Here is a 19,813-nt window from a genome sequence, read left to right as displayed (position 1 = left end):
CTTTGTCTTTTGGTGATAGTTCACTACACCTGAATCACGCCCACATTAAACGCCTTCTCGATCGGCGCGTGATTCGCCATGGCAATGCCTTCTGAAATCACCTTGCGCGTTTCCAGCGGGTCAATGATGGCGTCGACCCATAACCTAGCTGCCGCGTAGTAGGGCGAGAGTTGCTCATCGTAGCGCGCTTTAATCTTGTCGAACATCTCCTTCTTGGCTTCGTCCGAGAGCTTTTCACCTTTGCCTTCAGCAGCGGCTACCTGAATCTGCAAAAGCGTGTTGGCGGCGGCAGCGCCGCTCATTACGGCCAGTTGGGCAGTAGGCCACGCCACAATAAGGCGCGGGTCGTAGGCTTTGCCACACATGGCATAGTTGCCGGCCCCGTAGCTGTTGCCAATAATAACGGAGAACTTGGGCACGACGCTGTTGCTCATGGCATTGACCATCTTCGCGCCGTCTTTGATAATGCCACCCTGCTCACTTTGCGACCCTACCATGAAGCCCGATACGTCGTGCAAGAACACCAGCGGGATGCGTTTCTGGTTGCAGTTCATAATGAACCGCGCGGCCTTGTCGGCCGAGTCAGAATAGATGACGCCGCCCATTTGCATGGCGCCTTTTTTCGTCTTCACGATTTTGCGCTGATTGGCTACGATGCCTACTGCCCAGCCATCAATGCGAGCTAGGCCACAGATGAGCGTCTGGCCATACAGGTCTTTGTAAGGCTCAAACTCCGAGTTGTCGACCAGCCGTCGGATGATGTCCATCATGTCGTAAGGCTTGGCGCGGTCGTTGGGCAGCAGGCCATAGATTTCTTGCTCCTTTTCGGCCGGCGGCGCAGATGCTTTGCGCGAGAAGCCAGCTGAAGGTTGAGCACCTAGCTTATCGAAGATATTGCGAATGTGGTTGAGGCATTCTTCGTCGCTCTTGAACTTGTAATCCGTCACGCCCGAAATCTCCGAGTGCGTGGTGGCACCACCTAGGGTCTCGTTGTCGATACTTTCACCGATAGCCGACTTCACTAGGTACGAGCCTGCTAGGAACACCGAGCCTGTGCCGTCCACAATCATGGCTTCGTCGCTCATGATGGGTAAGTAGGCGCCGCCCGCCACGCAAGGCCCCATAATGGCCGCTAGCTGCACGATACCTAGGCTGCTCATCACGGCATTGTTGCGGAAGATGCGGCCGAAGTGCTCCTTATCCGGAAAAATCTCGTCCTGCATGGGCAGGTATACCCCCGCCGAATCGACGAGGTAAATAATAGGAAGCTTGTTTTCGATGCTGATTTCCTGGGCCCGCAGGTTTTTCTTTGCTGTAATCGGAAACCACGCCCCGGCCTTCACTGTGGCATCATTAGCTACTACCACGCACTGCCGGCCCTGTACATAGCCCAGCATCACGACGACCCCACCACTAGGGCAACCTCCTTCCTCGGGGTACATGTTTTCGCCAGCAAAAGCGCCGATCTCTATGGCTTCAGCACCCTTGTCCAACAAGTATTCAATCCGCTCCCGGGCAGTGAGTTTGCCTTTGGCTTTGTGGGCGGCAATGCGTTTTTCACCGCCACCTAGCTTTACTTTTTGTAGGCGGTGCTGCAGTTGATAAGTTAGCTGCTTTAGCTGGTCTTCGTTTTTGTTGAACTCAAGGTCCATGATGACTGGGTGGCTGGGTGCCTGAGTAGTTGAGTGACGGCGTTATCGTTCAGACCTAGGTAGTAGAACGCTCACGCCGTCAATTAGCTACTCAGTCACTCTAGGTGGGTGGAAAGCAAAAAATCCGCCCAAAGGCGGATTTTAAAGGTAAGATTTCTAAGAGGAATGTTCGGCAACAAGCTAGTCCTTCTTCGTCGTGTCGGTAGGCGTTACAACTTGGGTAGTGCTTTGGTCCTTCTTCGTCTTTATTTCGGTCTCGATTTCGCCATTCGGCTTTTTCGTCATTTCCTTCTTGGTCTTGTCTTTCCCACCAAACGTAATCAGCGAGAAGTGAACGTAACGCTTAGGGTTCTCCTTGAGGTCGACTAATAGATTATTGGAGCTAGCTGCCGTAGCACTCAAGTTGTTGTATAGAGAGTCATCGTTGATCAGCTTACCCAACGATCCGTTTGTGCTAGTGAGCGACTTGTTGAGCGTGCTCATAGCCGTTTGGGCTTCACCTACGGCCACGTTCATGCGACGCAGCGCTGGCCCTACGGGAGCAGCTTTCAGCGAGTCGGTCAGTTGGGAAAAGTTAGAGGCAATGCGGTCAAACTTCTTGCTCGTAACAGCTAGGTCGCCGCTCAAACGTGCCATGTTGGTTGTAATCTGATTGATGTTGCGCTGGTTCATCAGCAGCAGGTTCTTGAGCGCTTCAGTAGAGCCTTGCGCATTCAGCAGCGTTTGCTGGATGCTTACCTTGGCATCTTTGCTCAAGAAGCCATTTACCTTAATCAACGTCGAGTCGACAGTACCTAGCACGGGCAGCGCTTTAGCTTGAAAAGCGTCGGTGATACTGGCCACCGTGTATGATTTCAACTCTTGTCCACCGTCGTAGATCTTGGAATTTTTACCCAAAAACAGTGTGATAGTTTTGCTACCAAGCAACGAACCCGACAAGCTCGCTACGGTTGAGTCGCCCACTACTACTTCCTTACCTAGCTCCACCGATACTTTTACGCGGTTCATTTCCTGCGGCAACAGCTGCATCTCCTTCACCTGGCCCACTTTGATACCATTCAGAATGACAGGGTTACCCACTGCCAAACCATCCACGTTATCATACTTGGCGTAGAATGTCTTGTTCGAAGACAGCACGTTGCTTCCCTTCAGGAACGTAAATCCGAGGTACAAAGCCACTAAGGCTACAATGGCCAATAGGGCAACTTTTATTTCTTTCGACACAACGGGGCGGAGGAAGAGGTTGAGTTTTGACTAACACGTACTTATGAGCAACGAAGTGTACGAAACTGTACTACTCTCCGTTCATGGCTTCCAGCTCATCTTTGTATTCCCGGAAGGCGCGATAAATACCTGAAGCCATATACGTCTGTCCTGATTTATCGTTCAGGTAGTTCTCTTCGGTGCGATTGGTCAGGAAGCCTGCTTCGATTAATACCGAAGGCATTGTTGACTTCCAGAGCACCAGAAAACCGGCTTGCTTTACACCGCGCGAAGCTCTGCCGATCTTCGTACGGAATTGCTGGTCAACACGTTGAGCAAACCGCAAACTATTTTGCACGTGTGCGCTCTGGTAGAGAGAAAACAAAATATGGCTCTGGGGCGAGTTCGGATCGAAGCCGTTGTAACGCTCTTTATAGTTATCCTCTTGTAAAATAACGGCGTTTTCTCGTTTCGCAACCGACAAATTGGCGGCCGTTTTGGCTGTACCCATTGTCCAGACCTCAGTGCCGTGCGCCACCGTCGGACCAGAGTTGCAGTGCACCGAGATGAATAGGTCAGCATTATGCTTGTTGGCGATACCCGCCCGGTCGGCCAACTCAACAAATACATTGGTCTTGCGAGTGTAAATAACCTTCACGTCAGGGATATTTTCCTCGATCATGTGGCCAACTTCTAGCACGATCTTCAGCGCCACATCAGCTTCGCGGGCACTTACCCCCACGCAGCCCCGGTCTTTGCCACCGTGGCCCGCATCGAGCACAACTGTACGCAGATGATACCTAGCCCGTGGTACGCCTGGGGTGCCAGGTGCCACGGCCCTCGATGGCCCAGCGAAAAATAATAGGCCAAAAACACAAAGAGCGACAATATTCCGCACAGAGTTCGTTAGTTGGGGTAGCTACCCGCTACCTTTGCAAACCGCCACAAAACTAAACGAATAAAACTACGTGGCCTTGTCCGCGCTGTTCAGCCCCTCCACTTTCCGCCACTTGCCCCACGTGCTTCGGCTCGCCACGATGCTGCCGTTGCTATTGGTTTGGCTTGGTCTGCCTTTTACTGCTCAAGGCCAACAACGGCCGCAGGAGGCAACGGTGCCCGCCGCCGTACCCCGCCTAGGTCCCGATGGGCGCGCGGGTATTCCGTTGCCTAACAACAACACGAGCCGCGGTGGTACCGTCATCGTAGCCGATACAGCGCGCACCGCTGACTCGCTCCGGGTTACGCCGCGCAAAGGTGCTTTGGAAACGACGGTAAAATACGTCGCCAAAGATTCCATTCGTTTTGAGGTGCAGAGCAAAAAAGCCTACCTCTACAACAAAGCCGATGTCAACTACGGCAAGATGGATTTGAAGGCCGACCTAATTACGGTTGACTATGGCACCAACGTCGTCAAAGCCGAAGGTATAGCTGACTCGACGGGCAAAGTGCGGGGCAAGCCGGTGTTCAACAACGAAGGTGGCGTGTACTCCGCTGGCGTTATCAATTATAACTTCAAAACGAAGAAGGGCAAGATTGCGGAGGCTATCACCAACGAAGGGGAAGGCTACATCCACGCGGAAACCATCAAGAAGAACGCGCTGAACGAAATGTACGGGCGCAACGGGCGCTATACGACCTGTAACCTAGAGCATCCGCACTTCTACATCAATGCCACTAAAATGAAGGTGATTCCGGGCGAAAAGGTCGTGACGGGACCTTTTAACTTGGTCATTGGCGACATACCGACGCCCCTAGGTTTCTTGTTCGGCTACTTCCCCATGACGAGTAGCCGTGGCCGCGCGTCGGGGGTAATCATCCCAACATTCGGATCAACCACTGACCGCGGCTTTTTCCTACGTAATGGAGGCTACTACTGGGCCGCCAACGACTACATCGGCGTGCGCCTGACGGGTGATATTTACTCCGGCAATGCGGAAGCTTTTGGCGGTTTTGGTCTAACGGGCGAGATGCAGTATATCAAACGCTATGCATATAGTGGCCGCTTGAGCCTGCAATACAGCCAACGGCCGCCTTCGCAGATTATCTCCTCTAATACTGCCTCAACCGATGCTGCATACCGCAAGCCTCGCTCCCCCAAAACCATCTGGATCAACTGGAGTCACTCACCGGTGCAGAAGCCTGGGGGCGGCCGCTTCTCTGCTAGCGTGCAAGCCGGTAGCAACGATTATAACACCCAAAACTCATTTGATGCGCGGCGTTATTTAACTCCTGCTTTTAGCTCCTCAGTAAGTTATCAAAAGCAGATCCGCAATTCGCCTGTTAACTACGCCATCAATTTTTCGCAGAGCCAAAACACCACTACCGGCTCTATGACGTTTGTGCTACCGGATATTACAGTAGGTGTTGCCCGGCAGTATCCGTACGAGTGGCTAGGTATTACGCCGCGCGGCCGCTTTTATGAGCAATTCTCCATTGCCTACACCGGCAACGCCAAGAACAACGTCTCCAACTACGAAGCACCGCGTTCCTTGAACAGTCTTCCGCTCATTGGTGGTACTACGGCAGGGCGCTACATTCCTTTCGATTTATCAAACCTGAGTACTATCCTGCGCAATTCGCAATCAGGTATTCAGCACCAGTTTCAGATCTCGCTCGGCAGTTACACTGTTCTTAAACATTTAAGCTTCACGCCTAACGTCAACTACAGCAGCACTTGGTACAACAAACGCCTTGAGTACAGCTATGTAGAAGCGGCCCGTGCGATACGTGTTGATACACTCCGCAAGTTTAGCCCGATCAGTAATTTTTCGGCTGGTGCTAGCTTAGGCACTACCATTTATGGTATCCTGCCTATCAAAGGCAAGAAAGTAGAGGCTATACGGCACAAGATCACACCTAGCCTTAGTTACAGCTTTTCTCCTGATGTTTACAGGAATAGCAACTACTACAACACAGATGTGTTGCTAGACTATTACCGAGCATTAGGAGCGCAACAGATTATAAATCCTACTAGCGCCAGCTACGCCATTTCTAACTATAACGGCTTTGCATTTGGGCAACCAGGTGGTGCTAGAGTATCTCAGATTAGTTTCAGCCTTCAGAACTCATTGGAGATGAAAGTGCGGGATACACAAGATACTACTGGTACGAATCCTTTTAAGAAGGTAAGCCTATTAGATGGACTTGATTTTGGCACCGGGTACAACTTTGCCGCGGATTCATTAAACCTAGCTCCACTATCAGCGGTGTTCCGCACGCAGATTGCACGTAAGCTCAACATCAATATCAACGGCACCTTTGAATTCTATCAGCGAGATTCGAGTGGCACGCTCATCAATAAGTATCTATTCGAGCAGCGGCGTGTAGCTCGACTTTCTTCAGCTAGCATTCAGCTCTCTTACCAATTCAACCCCGCTGCCAAGCCCAAGAAAAAGTCGAACGTTGCGCGGGAAGTGGCACCCACCAACGACCCAGTGCTAGGAGCACCGCAACAAGCCGATCCGTACGAAGACTACGTAGACTTCCTGATTCCATGGGAGCTAAGCACTTCGTTTGGTGCTTCTTACACCGACCCAGGTCCGCGCGCTAGCCGCCTGACCGTGCTAAACCGTTATTTAAGGCCTATACCCGTTACGGTGGCAGCACTCAACGTGAGTGGCTCTGTGAAGCTGACAGAGAACTTTCGTTTGGGCTATAGCAGCGGCTATGACTTCAAAAATAAAACGGTCACCTTCACGTCACTAGACTTCTACCGTGACTTGCACTGCTGGCAAATTAGCGGCAACTGGCGCCCATTTGGCTACACCCGCGGCTACAACGTTACCATTGCGGCGAAGTCGAGCTTGCTGCAAGATTTGAAACTCAACCGAAACCGCAGCTTCTTGAACAGGTAAGACTTAGGAGGCCTAGGTTCTTTGCAGTATGTCACGAGCAAAGAGCACAGGCGGGAGTGTTTGCTAGAAATTCGCCAGTTTTGGCCGCCGATTTCTGGCATCCTTCACGAATTCAAGATTCCTAAGACTTTAAAGCCCTATTACCATGTCGCAGCACAAAGAAGTTAAGCTCGTGACCACGCACCAACTGCTGGCCATGAAGCAGCGCGGCGAAAAAATTTCGATGCTCACGGCCTACGATTTTTCGATGGCCACTATTTTAGACGGTGCGGGCCTCGACGTGCTGCTCGTAGGTGATTCGGCTTCCAACGTAATGGCCGGCCACGAAACGACGCTGCCCATCACGCTAGATCAAATGATCTACCATGCCTCTTCCGTAATCAGAGGCGTAAAAAGAGCGTTTGTAGTGGTGGATTTGCCCTTTGGCTCTTACCAAGGCAATTCGTCTGAAGCGCTACGTTCTGCTATTCGCATCATGAAAGAATCGGGAGCGCATGGCATTAAGCTGGAAGGTGGCGCCGAGATCAAAGAATCTATCACGCGTATTCTCACGGCTGGCATTCCGGTCATGGGTCACCTAGGTCTTACGCCGCAAAGCATCTACAAATTTGGTACGTACAGCGTGCGGGCGAAGGAAGACGCAGAAGCCCAAAAGCTTATCGAAGATGCGAAACTGCTTCAAGAGCTAGGGTGCTTTGCCCTGGTACTGGAAAAAATTCCTTCGACCTTAGCTAAACGAGTAACCGAAGAACTCACTATTCCCGTAATTGGGATTGGTGCCGGGCCCGATGTAGATGGGCAGGTGTTGGTCGTACACGACATGCTTGGCATCAATAAGGAGTTCAAGCCGCGTTTTCTGCGTCGTTACGCTGACTTGCACGAAATCATGAGCGAAGCCGTGAGACATTACGTTCAAGATGTAAAAAGCCGGGATTTCCCAACCCAGCAAGAAGCTTATTAAATTCAGTGAGCAATTGTCAATGAGCGGTGAGCAATTTATTGCGGCTGTCTTCCTAGGTTGACAATTGGTCATTGCTCATTCTTAATTGTTCATTGCTATCTAGTGAACCGTCCTAATTTGTGGTCTGAGCAGAAAGAGATTCTGTTTGAAGACAATCATTTGCTGATTCTCAATAAACCAGCGGGCTTGCTCGTGCAAGGCGATGAAACCGGCGACGAACCGCTGTCGACGAAAGCTGCCGAGTATTTACGCTTCAAATACAAGAAGCCTGGCGCTGCCTTCATTGGCGTAGCGCACCGCCTCGACCGGCCTGTGAGTGGTGTGGTAGCCATGGCCAAAACGAGTAAAGCCTTGAGCCGCCTAAACGAAATGTTCCGCGACAACACGGTGCATAAAACGTATTGGGCCTTAGTGGGCAAACGTCCCGAGCCCGAGCAAGGACATTTGGTACACTGGCTGGTGAAAGACCCGATTCGCAACGTCACGAAGGCCTATTCGCAACCCCACCCGCAAGGCTTACGTGCCGAACTGGATTATGCGTTGCTCGGCCAAGCAGGTAACCGCCACCTTATTGAGGTGAGACCCATCACGGGTCGGCCGCACCAGATTCGAGTACAGCTCTCTACAGGCCTAGGTACACCCATCGTAGGCGATGTGAAATATGGCTTCTTGGCTCCCCTGCCCGATGTTAGCATTGCATTGCATGCGCGCCGCCTACAGTTTCAGCATCCAGTTACGAAGGAACAAATGACGTTTGAGGCTCCGGTGCCCGATATGAACCATTGGGAAGCGGCGCGTGAGCTGTATGGCTAGGCAGACCTTCTGCTTTGTTTGCAGCCGTCTACACGCTCTTGTGCGCGGATAGCACTTTACCGGAGTAGGTCCTGAATAAGATTTTGGTCTTTTTCCTCTATATATTGAACACCCGCAGCGCTGGCCGTAGGTTTGTGAAGAGGATGTGAACTTCTCTGGCCCTATTTGGCTTTAGCGGGCACGCACTCGCTGCACCTTCTTGCGTTCCTAATCTTTTTGGCCCATGCCTATACTTGTTTTCTTCGTTGCCCACTACTACCTCTCACTGTTCACGCAGACGTTCTATTTGCACCGGTACGCGGCCCACAAGATGTTCACGATGAACAAATTCTGGGAGAAGTTCTTCTTCCTGTTCACCTACATCTGCCAAGGCTCATCGTTCCTTTCGCCTCGGGCATACGCGCTGCTGCACCGCATGCACCACGCCTATTCCGACACGGAGCTGGACCCGCACTCACCGTTGTTCTCGTCGAATGCTTTCACGATGATGTGGAAGACCAAGAACATCTACAATGACGTGTTGAACCGCAAGTATGAGCTAGCGGAGCGCTTCGAAGGAGATTATCCGGAGTGGAACCTGATTGAAAACATAGGCGACAAGTGGTACTCACGCCTCGCCTGGGGCACAGCATACGTGTTGTTCTATATCAACTTTGCTACGGCTTGGTGGATGTACCTGTTGCTCCCCATTCACTTCCTAATGGGCCCATTGCACGGCGCTATCGTAAACTGGGGTGGCCACAAGTATGGCTACCAGAACTTCGACAACCACGACCACTCCAAGAACACCCTGGCGCTGGACTTCCTAGCTTTTGGCGAGTTGTTCCAGAACAACCACCACAAGCTGCCAATGCGCGTCAACTTCGGCGTGAAGTGGTGGGAATTTGACCCAACCTACATGTTCATCTGGTCGATGGATAAAGTGGGCATCGTGAAAATTAAGCGCAAGGAAAAAGCAGTGGCGCGCATGGCTGCCTAGCTTATCTAGCTTCTATCACAACAAAAAAGGCGGCTCTTTGCAGAGCCGCCTTTTTTGTTACACCTAGGTTTCGTTCTGACGTTAGTCGTTCAACAAGAAACACAAGTAGGTACCTCTACTTCTGCATCACCATTACGCCATTCATCAGGAACGTAGTGCCTTCTGCGGCAACCATGTTGTACACCTTCTGTACGCCGCCAGCATAATCCTTCTTCTGTAGTACTGTGTACGGCTCGTAGGTTTTGGTGACTTTGTTGAGGCACAACACCTCTTCGCCTTCCCGGATTTCGCCCATCTTCTTTTGACTCTCGCGGGTCATCATTGGGTGGTTGGGAGTAGCTTCGAGCACTTGGCTGGTCAAGTGTACTTCCGTAGCTTTTGGGCTAGCTACTTCACGGGCCGAGACGGTTACCAGGCGCGTGATGGCGTAGTTGCTGGCGTCATGAGCTACCAACTCCTTCACTTGCGTGATGGTGGCCTGCTTGGTCTTAGGATCAACGGTTACTACTCGGTCGCCGGGGCGAATGTCGCGCAGGAGCTTCTTGCCGCCACTCGCCATGGCCACTTCCTGGTCGCCGGGGAAGCAAATGTCATTGCCATACGTGGCCGACTCTAGCTTCAGGTCTTTACCCTGGTTGATGTTCTTGTATTGCTGATAGCTCATCTCCTTTGACAGCACATAGGAAAGCTTCAGCACGAAGTTCTTCTCTTCCTTGTCGATGGCGTGAATGTCTTCAAAGTACTGCTCCCACACTTTGCCATCGGCCGTGAAATCGGGTACCAGCGTTTGGTAGCGCTTGCCTTTCTCATTCGTGTAGAACACCACCAGACCTAGCTCCTGCATACCGTCTTTGGCAATGAGCTTGTACAGGTCCATGCGCTTTTTCAAGCCGTCATCACCAGTGATGAAATACGGTTTGCGCATCTCATACCGGTCGAGAATGTACGAATTTTCGAACTTGACATAGGTTTCGGTATCCGGGTCTTTGATTTGAAAAGCTTTGGCTTTCTTGTACTCATCGAGGGTAAGCGGGCGCGGATTGGTTTGCGCCTGCAAAGTGCCTATGCTGAGCAGCGAGAAAGCAAGGATTAGTATGCGTTTGTGCATGGTTGTGAATGATATGGTCGGGTACTGAGAGCTAGGATAGTTGCTTGAAAGCATCGGCAAAGGCTTGCATTTCGTCCATGCGACCGATGCTCACGCGACACCATTCCTGGTTGTTGAACTTCCAGTTGCGGATGCCCACGCCACGCCGCGCCATTTCCTCCACGAAGCGCTTGCCCTCCATTTTCAGCGGGAACATCACGAAGTTGGTCGAGGAAGGAATGTACTCGTAGCCCTCCTTTTTAAGCGTCTCATATAAGAACTGCTTAGAAGCTAGGGTCTTCTGCAAAGTATCCTTCATGAACGCCTGATCCTGGTAAGTGGCCAAGGCCCCGCGGATAGCCGGCGCCGAAATACTCATGCCGCCTACAGTGTATTTGCTTAGCAGCTTGATGGTTTCGGGCTGCGCCACGATATACCCCACGCGCAAGCCAGCAAAGCCGTACAGCTTCGAGAAGGTGCGCGCCACAATGACGTTCTGCCCTTTCTTCACGGCATCCATCATAGTGGTGGCCTGTGGGTCAGGCACGTAGTCGATGTAGGCCTCGTCGATGAAGATGGGCACCTTCTTCGATACTCGCTCGCAGAAGGCTTTCAGCTTGGCCGTATCGAGCACAGTGCCCGTCGGGTTGTTCGGGTTGCACAAGTACATCAGTGCGGTGCCAGCGCCTACCTTCTTTTCCATTCCATCGAGGTCTAACTTGTAGTCCTTCGTGAGTGGCACTTCTACGATGGTCGCATTCAGGTCTTTCGCGCTGTCGGGCAAGTCGCGGTACGACGGGTCGCCGGTGATGATGGCACCACCTTTTTGGGAGTAGTAAATAGCCGCGGCCTGCAGTAGTGGGCTAGAGCCAGCATCTACCATGATGTGTTCAGGCGTCAGGCCTTCGTGTTCGGCAATCTTCTTGACCAGTTCCCGCGTGTACATAAAGGGGTACTGGTAGCTCGTCGACATGGCTTCTACCATCGCCTGCTTCGCTTTCTCCGACGGCCCAAACGGATTTTCGTTTGCCAACAAGCGTGCTTTCATTTCCGGTGGGCCCGCTAGTGCCGCAGCTTCGTCGGTCAAGGGCGCACCTAGGTCAAACGCAGGAGCAGCCGAACGATTGGCCGCCAGCGCCGAAAGCTTTGAGGGCAGAAAAGTCAGGCTACCGGCTAGCAGCGCACTTGACTTCAGCCAGTTACGCCGATTCATAGAAGTTTCCATGGTAGTTGGAGTTAGAAAGTTGTCATACTGGAATGTTAGTTACTGCCCACGCTGGGGTAGCTCAACCGCTGCTCACTCAAGCGGCCATGCACGGCAGCCACCACACTGCGCGCCGATTCAAAGGCGCCAGCCATCCACGCGGTGAGGTATGTGGTATGCTCACCGGCGAAATACACGTTCTTCTCTGGCTTCAGCAGTGCTGCGTAGTGCGTTTTGCGCTCGTCGGAGTTATACAAGGCCCAGCCACCTAGGCTATAAGGCAGCTTGTGCCAACTCACCGAGAATGACTGTTCGAACTCCTTGGGGTACTGCGGGTGAATAAGCTGTCCTTTTTGCAAGGCTAGCTTTTCCCGCTCCTGGTAAGTCAGATCCCCCACCTTCTTGGCCTTCTCATTGAAGTTGTAGTAGCCAATGAGGATGCCCTTCTTACCTAGGTAGTCGTAGGAAGGATAAAAAATTTGCGTTAAGTCGTTGTTGGTGTGCGTGATTCCCCCAAAAATCTGCTCGTCTTCCTCCCAAAAGCGCCGCTTGAATTGAAGCCCGATCTTACCGGTTTGGATGTAAGGCACGAAGTCGATAGCCCGGCTTACATCGGAGGAGAAGTTGTGGTTGACATTGCTCAGCACCGGCAACGGCAGCGTGCAGATGCACAGGTCGCCGATTAGCTCGTGCGTGCCTTTCTGGTCCTTGTAGGTGATCTTCACCCCTTCCGTCTGGTTCTGAATGGCCGTTACTTCGGCTCCTAGCTTCAGGTTTCCAACTACTCTTTTCTCCAGCGCCTTTGCAATCTGATCCATGCCGCCGACGGCTTGGAACATGGTCATTTGAAGTTCGTAGGTGTACTCGGCGACGTTGTAAAAATCGGGGTCAAGCAAGCCCGACTGAATGATTTCTGCCAGCTTTAGTGGGTCACCTAGCTTACCAGCATGAGTGCCCGCCCCCGGCGCTTCCGTGTAGCCCCGGCGGGCAGAAGCTTTGTAGAGCTTATCAATATCCAATCCTCCTTCAGCTCTTAGGTACTCCAATACTTTGGCGGCATCCTCCTGGGTCAGCCCCGTATCGAGCTTGCGTTGGTCGACGGCTTTGGCGAGCAGCTCGCTCATGTAGCCCCGCATATCATTGTGCACTTCGCGGGCGCGTACTTTCTTGTTGGATAAAGGCCCCTTGCCTTCGGCGTAGTAATAAGTGCTCTCGTTGACGTTGTTATAGACCTCCAAGGGTACCCCTAGCTCCCGACAGTAGTGCATCGTGAGTTGGTGGTGGTGTGGAATGCGCGAAGGACCAGCGTTGAAGTACAGTCCGTTGTCGAAGCGTGCCGTCTGTTGGGGGTTGTTGGTTTCGGCGGCCGTGGCACCATTGCGAATGCTCCAACATCGTCCGCCAGTGCGGGTGCGGGCTTCGAGCACGGTACACTGGTAGCCGAGCTTGGTCAGCTCGTACGCCGACGTCATGCCGGCTAACCCAGCACCTAGGATAATGATGTGCTTTCCCTTGCCGCTTCCCTGCAAGTTGAAAGCGTGGGCCGGTGCAGCTGGCAACAGGTTCAGCGCCAACATAGCCGGATAAGCTCCGGCCCCGATGATGGCGCTTTTGGTTAGAAAATCTCTTCGTGATAAAGCTTTCAAGGTGTAGGAGCATCGATTACATTCAAAAGCTATGAAATCTTATCCTTTATTAAAAATTTATTATCACAATGAGTTATTTATTATAAATTTATCAAATGCATCATCAAATTGCTGCAACCTTTCAAAAACACAACACTCTATTTATCCTTTTATTTTTTGGTAGCAGCTTCTTCTTGCTGGATAATTATTACTGTGTATTAATCTTTTATGATCTTTTCGTACCTTTGCGCCTCACTTTTCAACCAGACGCACGGGATGCGTCGCATAACCAACTAGGTTTATGGCAGTTAAAATCCGCCTCGCCCGCCGTGGCCGCAAGAAAGCCGCGCAATTTGACATCGTAGTAGCCGACGCTCGCGCACCCCGCGACGGCCGTTTCATCGAGAAACTTGGCACCTACGACCCCAACACCAACCCCGCTTCGATCAACTTCGACGCTGACAAAGCATTCGACTGGATCATGAAGGGTGCTCAGCCTACCGACACTGTGCGCGCTATGTTGTCGTACCGTGGTGTGTTGTACCGCAAGCACCTTCAACTAGGTGTTATCAAGGGCGCCATTGCCCAAGATGTTGCTGATGAGCGCTTCGCTTCTTGGAAAGAGCAGAAAGATGCGAAGATCGAAGGCAAGCGCACAACCCTAGGTACCGCCAAGGAAGAAGCTCGCAAAGCTCAGCTTGCTGCCGAAACCAAGGTAAACGAGGCTCGTGCCGAAGCTATCCGTCAGAAGCAAGCTGCAGCAGTAGCTGCTGCTACACCAGCTGCTGCGGAAGGCGAAGCAACAGAGGCTACAACCGAGGAAGCCGCTTCCTAAGTTTGCAATTATTAAGCTGGGGAGTTTAGGAGCCAAGCCGATTCTGAAAGGGCTAGCTCTTAAGCTCCCCAGCTTTTTAATGACCTTTTATGTTCTCCTGCCATGACGATTGACGATTGTTACCAGCTTGGTTCCGTAGTGAAGCCACACGGCCTCCGCGGGTTCGTAGTTGCCTTCTTGGATGTAGACGACCTAGATACTTACCGCAAGATGAAATCGGTGTACTTAGAAATGCCGACTACTCCGGGTAAGCTGACAGAATTTGTCGTTGAGCGAGTACAGCCGCAAACAACCGATCGGGCCTTACTCAAGCTAAAAGGGGTCGATACGGTGGAAGCCGCTGAGCCGCTACGCAATGCCAATCTATACCGTCCGCTTGATGAGTTGCCGAAGTTGGAGGAAGATCAGTTCTACTTCCACGACGTGATTGGTTACACCGTAGTTGATGAGCAGCTAGGAGAGCTAGGTACTGTAGAAACCTTCTACGAGCTGCCACAGCAGGACGTGTTGGCTATGCGTTACCAAGGTCAGGAGGTATTGATTCCGGTGGTTGATGAGTTGATTTCGCGCGCCGACGAAGCAACCCGTCAACTCCACGTGAATCTACCCGAAGGCCTGCTCGACGTTTACCTCAGCCCCGGTTCCCGCGAGCGAGATGAACCTGACGAGCAGTAGCCCGTTGCCGAGAACCTAGCCTTCCTCTTCTACTTGCTAGCTTGCGCCCTTGCCATGCGTCTTGATGTTGTCACGTGTCAGCCGGATTTACTAGTTAGCCCTTTCGCGCACTCTATTGTAAAAAGAGCGCAAGAAAAAGGACTAGCGGAAATTCATGTGCACGATTTGCGCCAGTTTGCTATCAACAAACACGGCCAGATTGATGATTATGTGTTTGGCGGCGGCGCGGGCATGGTCTTACGCGTAGAGCCGATTGCGGCCTGCTTGGATGGTTTGCTAGCCGAACGTTCCTACGATGCGGTCATTTATATGACACCAGACGGGGAAACGTTACGCCAGCCGCTCGTCAACCGCTTGTCGTTGGCCGGCAACCTGATCATCCTTTGCGGTCATTACAAAGGCATAGATGAGCGAATCCGGCAGGCGTATATCACTCACGAAATCAGCGTAGGAGACTACGTGCTAAGCGGTGGTGAGCTAGGAGCGGCTATTCTAGTTGATGCAGTCGTTCGGCTACTGCCAGGCGTACTCGGCAACGAAGAATCTGCCCTGAGCGATTCTTTTCAGGATAACTTGTTAGCTCCTCCTGTGTACACGCGGCCATCCGAATGGCGGGGGCAACAAGTACCGGAAATTCTGCTATCGGGCAACACGCCTAAAATTGAGGTTTGGCGACACGAACAAGCGCTTGAGCGCACCCGTTTACGTCGGCCCGATCTTCTTTCGGAAGAGTAACTGAGTGACTGAGCAGCTGACTAATACCCCTATTTAGCTTCCTCTGCTAACTCTGCTATTCAATTACTCGATAATACTTGCATTCACAAAAACAGAGCGCTATATTTGCGCCTCTTTAGCCAAAAATCATCTGGGCGGCGGCGCCGTCCTTTTCAAAGTTTTTTCCAGCCATGAGCGTACTACTCGATTTTATCCAGCAGGAATCCCAGGAGCGCCGCGCCAGCTTCCCTGCCTTTGCCGCCGGTGACACAGTTAATGTGCACGTAAAGATCCGCGAAGGCAACAAGGAGCGCATTCAGCAGTTCCAGGGCGTTGTTATTCAGCGCAGAAACAACAACAGCAACGGCGAGACTTTCACCGTTCGCAAGATTTCAAACCAGATCGGCACCGAGCGTATTTTCCCGCTGCTGTCGCCTAACATCGACAAGATCGAACTGATCCGTCGCGGTAAAGTACGTCGCGCTCGTCTGTTCTATCTGCGTGGTCTGGCTGGCAAAGCTGCCAAGATCAAAGAAAAGCGCGGCTAGGCTATTACAGCCTTTCGCAACAAGCACAAAAAAGCCGGCCTTTTTCAAGAGCCGGCTTTTTTGTGCTTCTATTGTAGCTAGACTAACTGTTGGTGTTCGAGTTGGCCAGATCTTCTTCTGGTGTCGTATTTGGGCTTTGTACCCACTTGGCAGCTTTCAGCAATGCTTCGCCTAGGTTTTCTACGCGCGGCTTGGTGTTACCTTCTGCAAAAACAGCTGCCTTGATGGTGTTTTCACCTAGGCGACCTAGCAGACGGCCGATTACTTTACCATCGAGCGTGCCCGAGCCGAAATGAGCCTTTAGCTCCTGCAAGTCCACTACGATTTGGTGCAGCTCAGGATTGTTAACGTCTTTCAGGTCTTCAATCCAGCGCTGAAGCGTATTATCCAGCCCTGAGCGGGTGGCCTCTTCTTGCAAGTCGCTGCCCAGAATCTTGGCCGTGCCGTCGAGGTGGTTCTGGTGTTGGGTATCGTCTTTGGGCTGTTTATGGAATGACATGTCGGTAAGGGTATGAATCCGCCAGGGCGGGTAGTGAGAATATGGTCTTGGCAAACGGGCTAAACTCCACAAAGGTTATTGTAGCTGAATGTTTCGGAGCTGAAAACGTACTTTCGCAGCGTATCTACTCGGCGTATTTGCATTCAGTTCTACATGAAACACTACTTAGCTATCTTCACGCTGGCACTTCTGTCTTTCACTACTTTAGGGCAATCCTCAACTTCAGCCACTTATTGGCAGCAAGAAGTTAACTATTCCATTGCGGTGACGCTCGACGACCGGCAGCATATGCTCACGGCGCAGGAAGAGCTACAGTACGTCAACCACTCGCCGGACCAGCTTACGTTCATCTGGTTCCACTTGTGGCCTAATGCTTACCGCGACAACACCACAGCGTTTGCCAAGCAGCAGCTTCGCAACGGTAGCACTAAGTTTCAGTTTGCCAAACCCGAGCAGCGAGGTTACATCGATCAGCTTGACTTCAAGGTTAACGGCCAATCAGTGCGGCTGGAGTACGATCCGCTGAACCCCGACATTGCCAAGCTCCTGCTGCCACAGCCCCTAGCCCCTGGCGCGCAGGTGACGATTACAACGCCGTTTCGGGTGAAGATTCCAGATTCCTTTTCCCGTTTCGGCCACGTGGAGCAGTCGTACCAGATTACGCAATGGTACCCCAAGCCGGCCGTGTACGACCACAAAGGCTGGCACCCTCTCCCCTACCTTGACCAAGGTGAGTTCTACTCGGAGTTCGGCTCGTTTGATGTGCGCATTACCCTGCCTGCTAATTACACTGTGGGGGCCACGGGTGTGCTGCAAAACATGGAGGAGCAACAACGCATGGATCAGCTGGCTGCTGCTACGGCTCAGAAGAAGACAGACAAAGACTTCGGCAATGACCTTTCGTTTCCGGCTTCTGCCGCCGAAACCAAAACGTTACGCTACGTGCAAGACCGTGTGCACGACTTTGCCTGGTTTGCCGATAAGCGTTTTAATGTATTAAAGAGCGGCGTTACGCTGCCTTCGGGTAAGCAGGTTAGCTCCTGGGTGCTGTTCACGAACAAAGAGGCTACGCGGTGGATTAAAGGCTTACAGGACGTAAACGATGCCCTTACCTACTACTCCCAATGGGTGGGCGAGTATCCTTATGCCTCCGCTACGGCGGTAGATGGCGCCCTTAGTGCTGGCTCGGGCATGGAGTACCCAATGGTAACCGTGACGATGCCCATGGCCATTGTGCACGAAGTGGGTCACAACTGGTTTTATGGCGTGCTAGCGTCCAACGAGCGCGCGTACGCTTGGATGGATGAGGGAGTAAACTCCTATGTCGAAAATCGAGTGACCTCGCGCGAAGACCCAACAGCCGGTGAGTTTGGGTTTTTATTGAAATCAGGCAAAGTAGCGGGTAGCCTAGGTCTGGAAGGCCTCACCTCGGCCACACTTAATCAGGTGCCCTACCAAGCTACCGCTAGTCGTGGTCTTGACCAACCTGTGAGCGGCGTGATGGCAGGCGACTATGGTAAGAGCAATTATCCCACTATCGTTTATACAAAAACGGCGACGCTCCTCAACTACCTAGCCGCTTACCTGGGTCAGGAAAAGTTCGATCAAGCCATGCACGCTTATTATACGCACTGGCAGTTCCGCCACCCGTACCCCGAAGACATGCAGGCGGTATTCGAGGAAACGACGGGACAAAAGCTAGGTTGGTTTTTTCAAGATATGCTTGGTACAACCAACCGGTACAATGCCACCGTCTCCGATTTGCAAGTAACTGATTCGCAGGTGAAGGTATTGGTGCGCAATGAATCACCCGCGCCCTTTGCGTTTCCTGTAGCCACGCTAGATGCGCAAGGCAAGGTGCTCGAAACGCAATGGACACCAGTTATTGGTACCGGCGAAGACGAGGTAGAAACGCAACTCAACTTCCGAAGTGAGGGAGTAGCTGCCGTTGTGATTGATCCGACGTACGTCACGCCCCAGCTGAACCGCCGCGACGACCGCATGAAAACTACCGGCTCGTTGCGGCAAGTAGAGCCGCTGCGTCTTAAGCCATTGCTTAGTGTAGAGCGTTGGGACAAAGCGACGGTTAATTGGCTACCGGTAATAGGAGCTAATACATCAGACAAGTTTATGCTGGGGGCGGCGTTCTACAATAGCGCACTCATCCAGAAGCGTTTCAGTTACCTAGCTATGCCGATGTACAGCTTCAACCGCAAGGAGCTAAACGGTATTGGCACACTAAATCTGAACGTGCTACCGCGCCGCGTCTCGCGCCAGGTGGTGGTCGGCATCACGGTGCAGCGTTTTGAGCGCTACAGCAAAGCCGAACCTAGCCTCACGTTACTGCTTCCGCATTCTGCTTATAATGCTCCGCAGCACTTCGTGAAGCTTACGAACACAGCCGTGCGCAACCAGGATTTGAACCGCACTTCCAGCATCCAGACGGCCGAATATGGGGTACGTGGTGGCAATGCGCTTCAGAAATGGACGGCGCACCTAGAGTTGAACCACCTGATACCTACTTTGTCGGAGGATAACCGTTCTCGTGAAGCGACGCTGCTGCGCGCTACGGCTACCTACGAACGGCTGTATACTACTAAGAAGCGGGTACAAATTCGACTGTTTGGCGGACGCTTTCTGCAACAGTCCAACGCTACTGAATTTGTCATGGGTCTGAGCGGGAGCCCTGATTACCGCCGTCAGACCGTCTTCCTAGATCGGCAACAGATTTCGGACGCCCTTACGGCGCAGGTTCACCAAACGGACGGACGCGATGGCGCCTTCAAAGCCTACTTACCCGTTCAGAGTCAGCGCTGGATGAGCACCCTCAATCTGCAAGCCGACTTACCGGTCACGCCGTTGGCAGTCTTCGCCGATTTTGGAGCTACTAAAGAGAAGCAGCTTGCCGTAGCAGGCCGGGGCAGCCAGCGGCTGTTCTACGATGCCGGACTAGTGCTACCAATCGGCAGCGATATTTTGCAGTTTTATTTCCCAGTGGCAGGCTCTCAGTACCAGAATGGATTTCCCAGTAGCCGCCAGACTTTCACCAACAACATTCGCTTCCTGCTGCGCCTCGATCGGCTTAACCCCTTCCGTTTGCTAGATGAGGGGCTCGCACAGTAGGTGCTGTAGAATTATGCGGAGTTTTACGCTTCGGAATTTGC

16 protein-coding genes are annotated in these 19,813 nt (G+C 52.3%); 9 read left to right on the top strand and 7 right to left on the bottom strand.

The features are described from left to right. Window positions 1–23: 23 nt before the first annotated feature. From SD425_RS05480 to SD425_RS05470, 3 genes are all read right to left on the bottom strand, one after another. Window positions 24–1,652 (bottom strand): acyl-CoA carboxylase subunit beta, encoded by a 1,629-nt coding sequence (locus tag SD425_RS05480; protein WP_324676233.1) that lies wholly within the window; start codon window positions 1,650–1,652, stop codon window positions 24–26. 180 nt (window positions 1,653–1,832) lie between these two features. Beyond that, on the bottom strand, window positions 1,833–2,876 hold the full coding sequence (locus SD425_RS05475) for an MlaD family protein (RefSeq protein ID WP_324676231.1): 1,044 nt from the start codon (window positions 2,874–2,876) through the stop codon (window positions 1,833–1,835). 70 nt (window positions 2,877–2,946) lie between these two features. Continuing rightward, the gene (locus SD425_RS05470) at window positions 2,947–3,753 is read right to left on the bottom strand and encodes an N-acetylmuramoyl-L-alanine amidase family protein (RefSeq protein ID WP_416381024.1); all 807 of its coding nucleotides are present in this window, start codon (window positions 3,751–3,753) and stop codon (window positions 2,947–2,949) included. 76 nt (window positions 3,754–3,829) lie between these two features. Here SD425_RS05470 and SD425_RS05465 point away from each other — a divergent pair, with 76 nt between their 5' ends. From SD425_RS05465 to SD425_RS05450, 4 genes are all read left to right on the top strand, one after another. Then, the gene (locus SD425_RS05465; RefSeq protein ID WP_324676228.1) at window positions 3,830–6,709 is read left to right on the top strand and encodes a putative LPS assembly protein LptD; all 2,880 of its coding nucleotides are present in this window, start codon (window positions 3,830–3,832) and stop codon (window positions 6,707–6,709) included. A gap of 145 nt (window positions 6,710–6,854) precedes the next feature. After that, window positions 6,855–7,670, top strand: coding sequence for a 3-methyl-2-oxobutanoate hydroxymethyltransferase (gene panB / locus SD425_RS05460; protein WP_324676226.1), 816 nt, complete (start codon window positions 6,855–6,857; stop codon window positions 7,668–7,670). Window positions 7,671–7,772: 102 nt separating this feature from the next. Next, the gene (locus SD425_RS05455; protein ID WP_324676224.1) at window positions 7,773–8,483 is read left to right on the top strand and encodes an RluA family pseudouridine synthase; all 711 of its coding nucleotides are present in this window, start codon (window positions 7,773–7,775) and stop codon (window positions 8,481–8,483) included. A gap of 223 nt (window positions 8,484–8,706) precedes the next feature. Continuing rightward, window positions 8,707–9,462, top strand: coding sequence for an acyl-CoA desaturase (locus SD425_RS05450; protein ID WP_324676222.1), 756 nt, complete (start codon window positions 8,707–8,709; stop codon window positions 9,460–9,462). A 115-nt stretch (window positions 9,463–9,577) separates the two neighbouring features. On the opposite strand, the gene SD425_RS05445 is transcribed toward SD425_RS05450, so the two are convergent. Genes SD425_RS05445 through SD425_RS05435 form a run of 3 tightly spaced genes read right to left on the bottom strand, consistent with a single transcriptional unit; the run spans window position 9,578 to window position 13,399 of the window. Next, window positions 9,578–10,570, bottom strand: coding sequence for a Hint domain-containing protein (locus SD425_RS05445; RefSeq protein ID WP_324676219.1), 993 nt, complete (start codon window positions 10,568–10,570; stop codon window positions 9,578–9,580). Window positions 10,571–10,601: 31 nt separating this feature from the next. Then, window positions 10,602–11,774: a histidinol-phosphate transaminase gene (locus SD425_RS05440; RefSeq protein ID WP_324676217.1), complete on the bottom strand. Its 1,173-nt coding sequence runs from the start codon at window positions 11,772–11,774 to the stop codon at window positions 10,602–10,604. A gap of 35 nt (window positions 11,775–11,809) precedes the next feature. Beyond that, complete coding sequence (locus tag SD425_RS05435; protein ID WP_324676214.1) at window positions 11,810–13,399, bottom strand: flavin monoamine oxidase family protein; 1,590 nt, start codon at window positions 13,397–13,399, stop codon at window positions 11,810–11,812. Between the two features lie 280 nt (window positions 13,400–13,679). Between SD425_RS05435 and SD425_RS05430 the strand changes: the two genes are divergently transcribed. The 4 genes from SD425_RS05430 (at window position 13,680) to rplS (ending at window position 16,150) form a co-directional block, all read left to right on the top strand. Beyond that, window positions 13,680–14,213, top strand: coding sequence for a 30S ribosomal protein S16 (locus tag SD425_RS05430; protein WP_324676212.1), 534 nt, complete (start codon window positions 13,680–13,682; stop codon window positions 14,211–14,213). 102 nt (window positions 14,214–14,315) lie between these two features. Continuing rightward, window positions 14,316–14,888 carry a ribosome maturation factor RimM gene (rimM, locus tag SD425_RS05425; protein ID WP_324676210.1) on the top strand — a complete coding sequence of 191 codons (573 nt, stop codon included), beginning with the start codon at window positions 14,316–14,318 and terminating at the stop codon, window positions 14,886–14,888. A 54-nt stretch (window positions 14,889–14,942) separates the two neighbouring features. Continuing rightward, the gene (trmD, locus tag SD425_RS05420; RefSeq protein WP_324676208.1) at window positions 14,943–15,623 is read left to right on the top strand and encodes a tRNA (guanosine(37)-N1)-methyltransferase TrmD; all 681 of its coding nucleotides are present in this window, start codon (window positions 14,943–14,945) and stop codon (window positions 15,621–15,623) included. A 170-nt stretch (window positions 15,624–15,793) separates the two neighbouring features. Then, window positions 15,794–16,150 carry a 50S ribosomal protein L19 gene (gene rplS / locus SD425_RS05415; protein ID WP_324676206.1) on the top strand — a complete coding sequence of 119 codons (357 nt, stop codon included), beginning with the start codon at window positions 15,794–15,796 and terminating at the stop codon, window positions 16,148–16,150. Window positions 16,151–16,232: 82 nt separating this feature from the next. Here rplS and SD425_RS05410 read toward each other — a convergent pair whose 3' ends face one another. Then, window positions 16,233–16,649, bottom strand: coding sequence for a hypothetical protein (locus tag SD425_RS05410; protein ID WP_324676204.1), 417 nt, complete (start codon window positions 16,647–16,649; stop codon window positions 16,233–16,235). A gap of 153 nt (window positions 16,650–16,802) precedes the next feature. Here SD425_RS05410 and SD425_RS05405 point away from each other — a divergent pair, with 153 nt between their 5' ends. Continuing rightward, a complete protein-coding gene (locus SD425_RS05405; RefSeq protein WP_324676202.1) occupies window positions 16,803–19,772 on the top strand; it encodes a M1 family metallopeptidase in 2,970 nt (989 codons plus the stop codon). Window positions 19,773–19,813 lie beyond the last annotated feature (41 nt).

It is taken from the genome of Hymenobacter sp. GOD-10R (genome assembly GCF_035609205.1).
Classification (GTDB): domain Bacteria; phylum Bacteroidota; class Bacteroidia; order Cytophagales; family Hymenobacteraceae; genus Hymenobacter.
This window is presented reverse-complemented; position numbering and strand designations above follow the sequence as displayed.

Excerpts from the sequence above, each read along its gene's own strand:
- rplS (WP_324676206.1), top strand. The coding sequence starts at position 15,794 with ATGAGCGTACTACTCGATTTTATCCAGCAGGAATCCCAGGAGCGCCGC.
- SD425_RS05430 (WP_324676212.1), top strand. The coding sequence starts at position 13,680 with ATGGCAGTTAAAATCCGCCTCGCCCGCCGTGGCCGCAAGAAAGCCGCG.
- SD425_RS05445 (WP_324676219.1), bottom strand. The coding sequence starts at position 10,570 with ATGCACAAACGCATACTAATCCTTGCTTTCTCGCTGCTCAGCATAGGC.
- SD425_RS05405 (WP_324676202.1), top strand. The coding sequence starts at position 16,803 with ATGAAACACTACTTAGCTATCTTCACGCTGGCACTTCTGTCTTTCACT.
- SD425_RS05450 (WP_324676222.1), top strand. The coding sequence starts at position 8,707 with ATGCCTATACTTGTTTTCTTCGTTGCCCACTACTACCTCTCACTGTTC.
- SD425_RS05440 (WP_324676217.1), bottom strand. The coding sequence starts at position 11,774 with ATGGAAACTTCTATGAATCGGCGTAACTGGCTGAAGTCAAGTGCGCTG.
- panB (WP_324676226.1), top strand. The coding sequence starts at position 6,855 with ATGTCGCAGCACAAAGAAGTTAAGCTCGTGACCACGCACCAACTGCTG.
- SD425_RS05410 (WP_324676204.1), bottom strand. The coding sequence starts at position 16,649 with ATGTCATTCCATAAACAGCCCAAAGACGATACCCAACACCAGAACCAC.
- SD425_RS05480 (WP_324676233.1), bottom strand. The coding sequence starts at position 1,652 with ATGGACCTTGAGTTCAACAAAAACGAAGACCAGCTAAAGCAGCTAACT.
- rimM (WP_324676210.1), top strand. The coding sequence starts at position 14,316 with ATGACGATTGACGATTGTTACCAGCTTGGTTCCGTAGTGAAGCCACAC.
- trmD (WP_324676208.1), top strand. The coding sequence starts at position 14,943 with ATGCGTCTTGATGTTGTCACGTGTCAGCCGGATTTACTAGTTAGCCCT.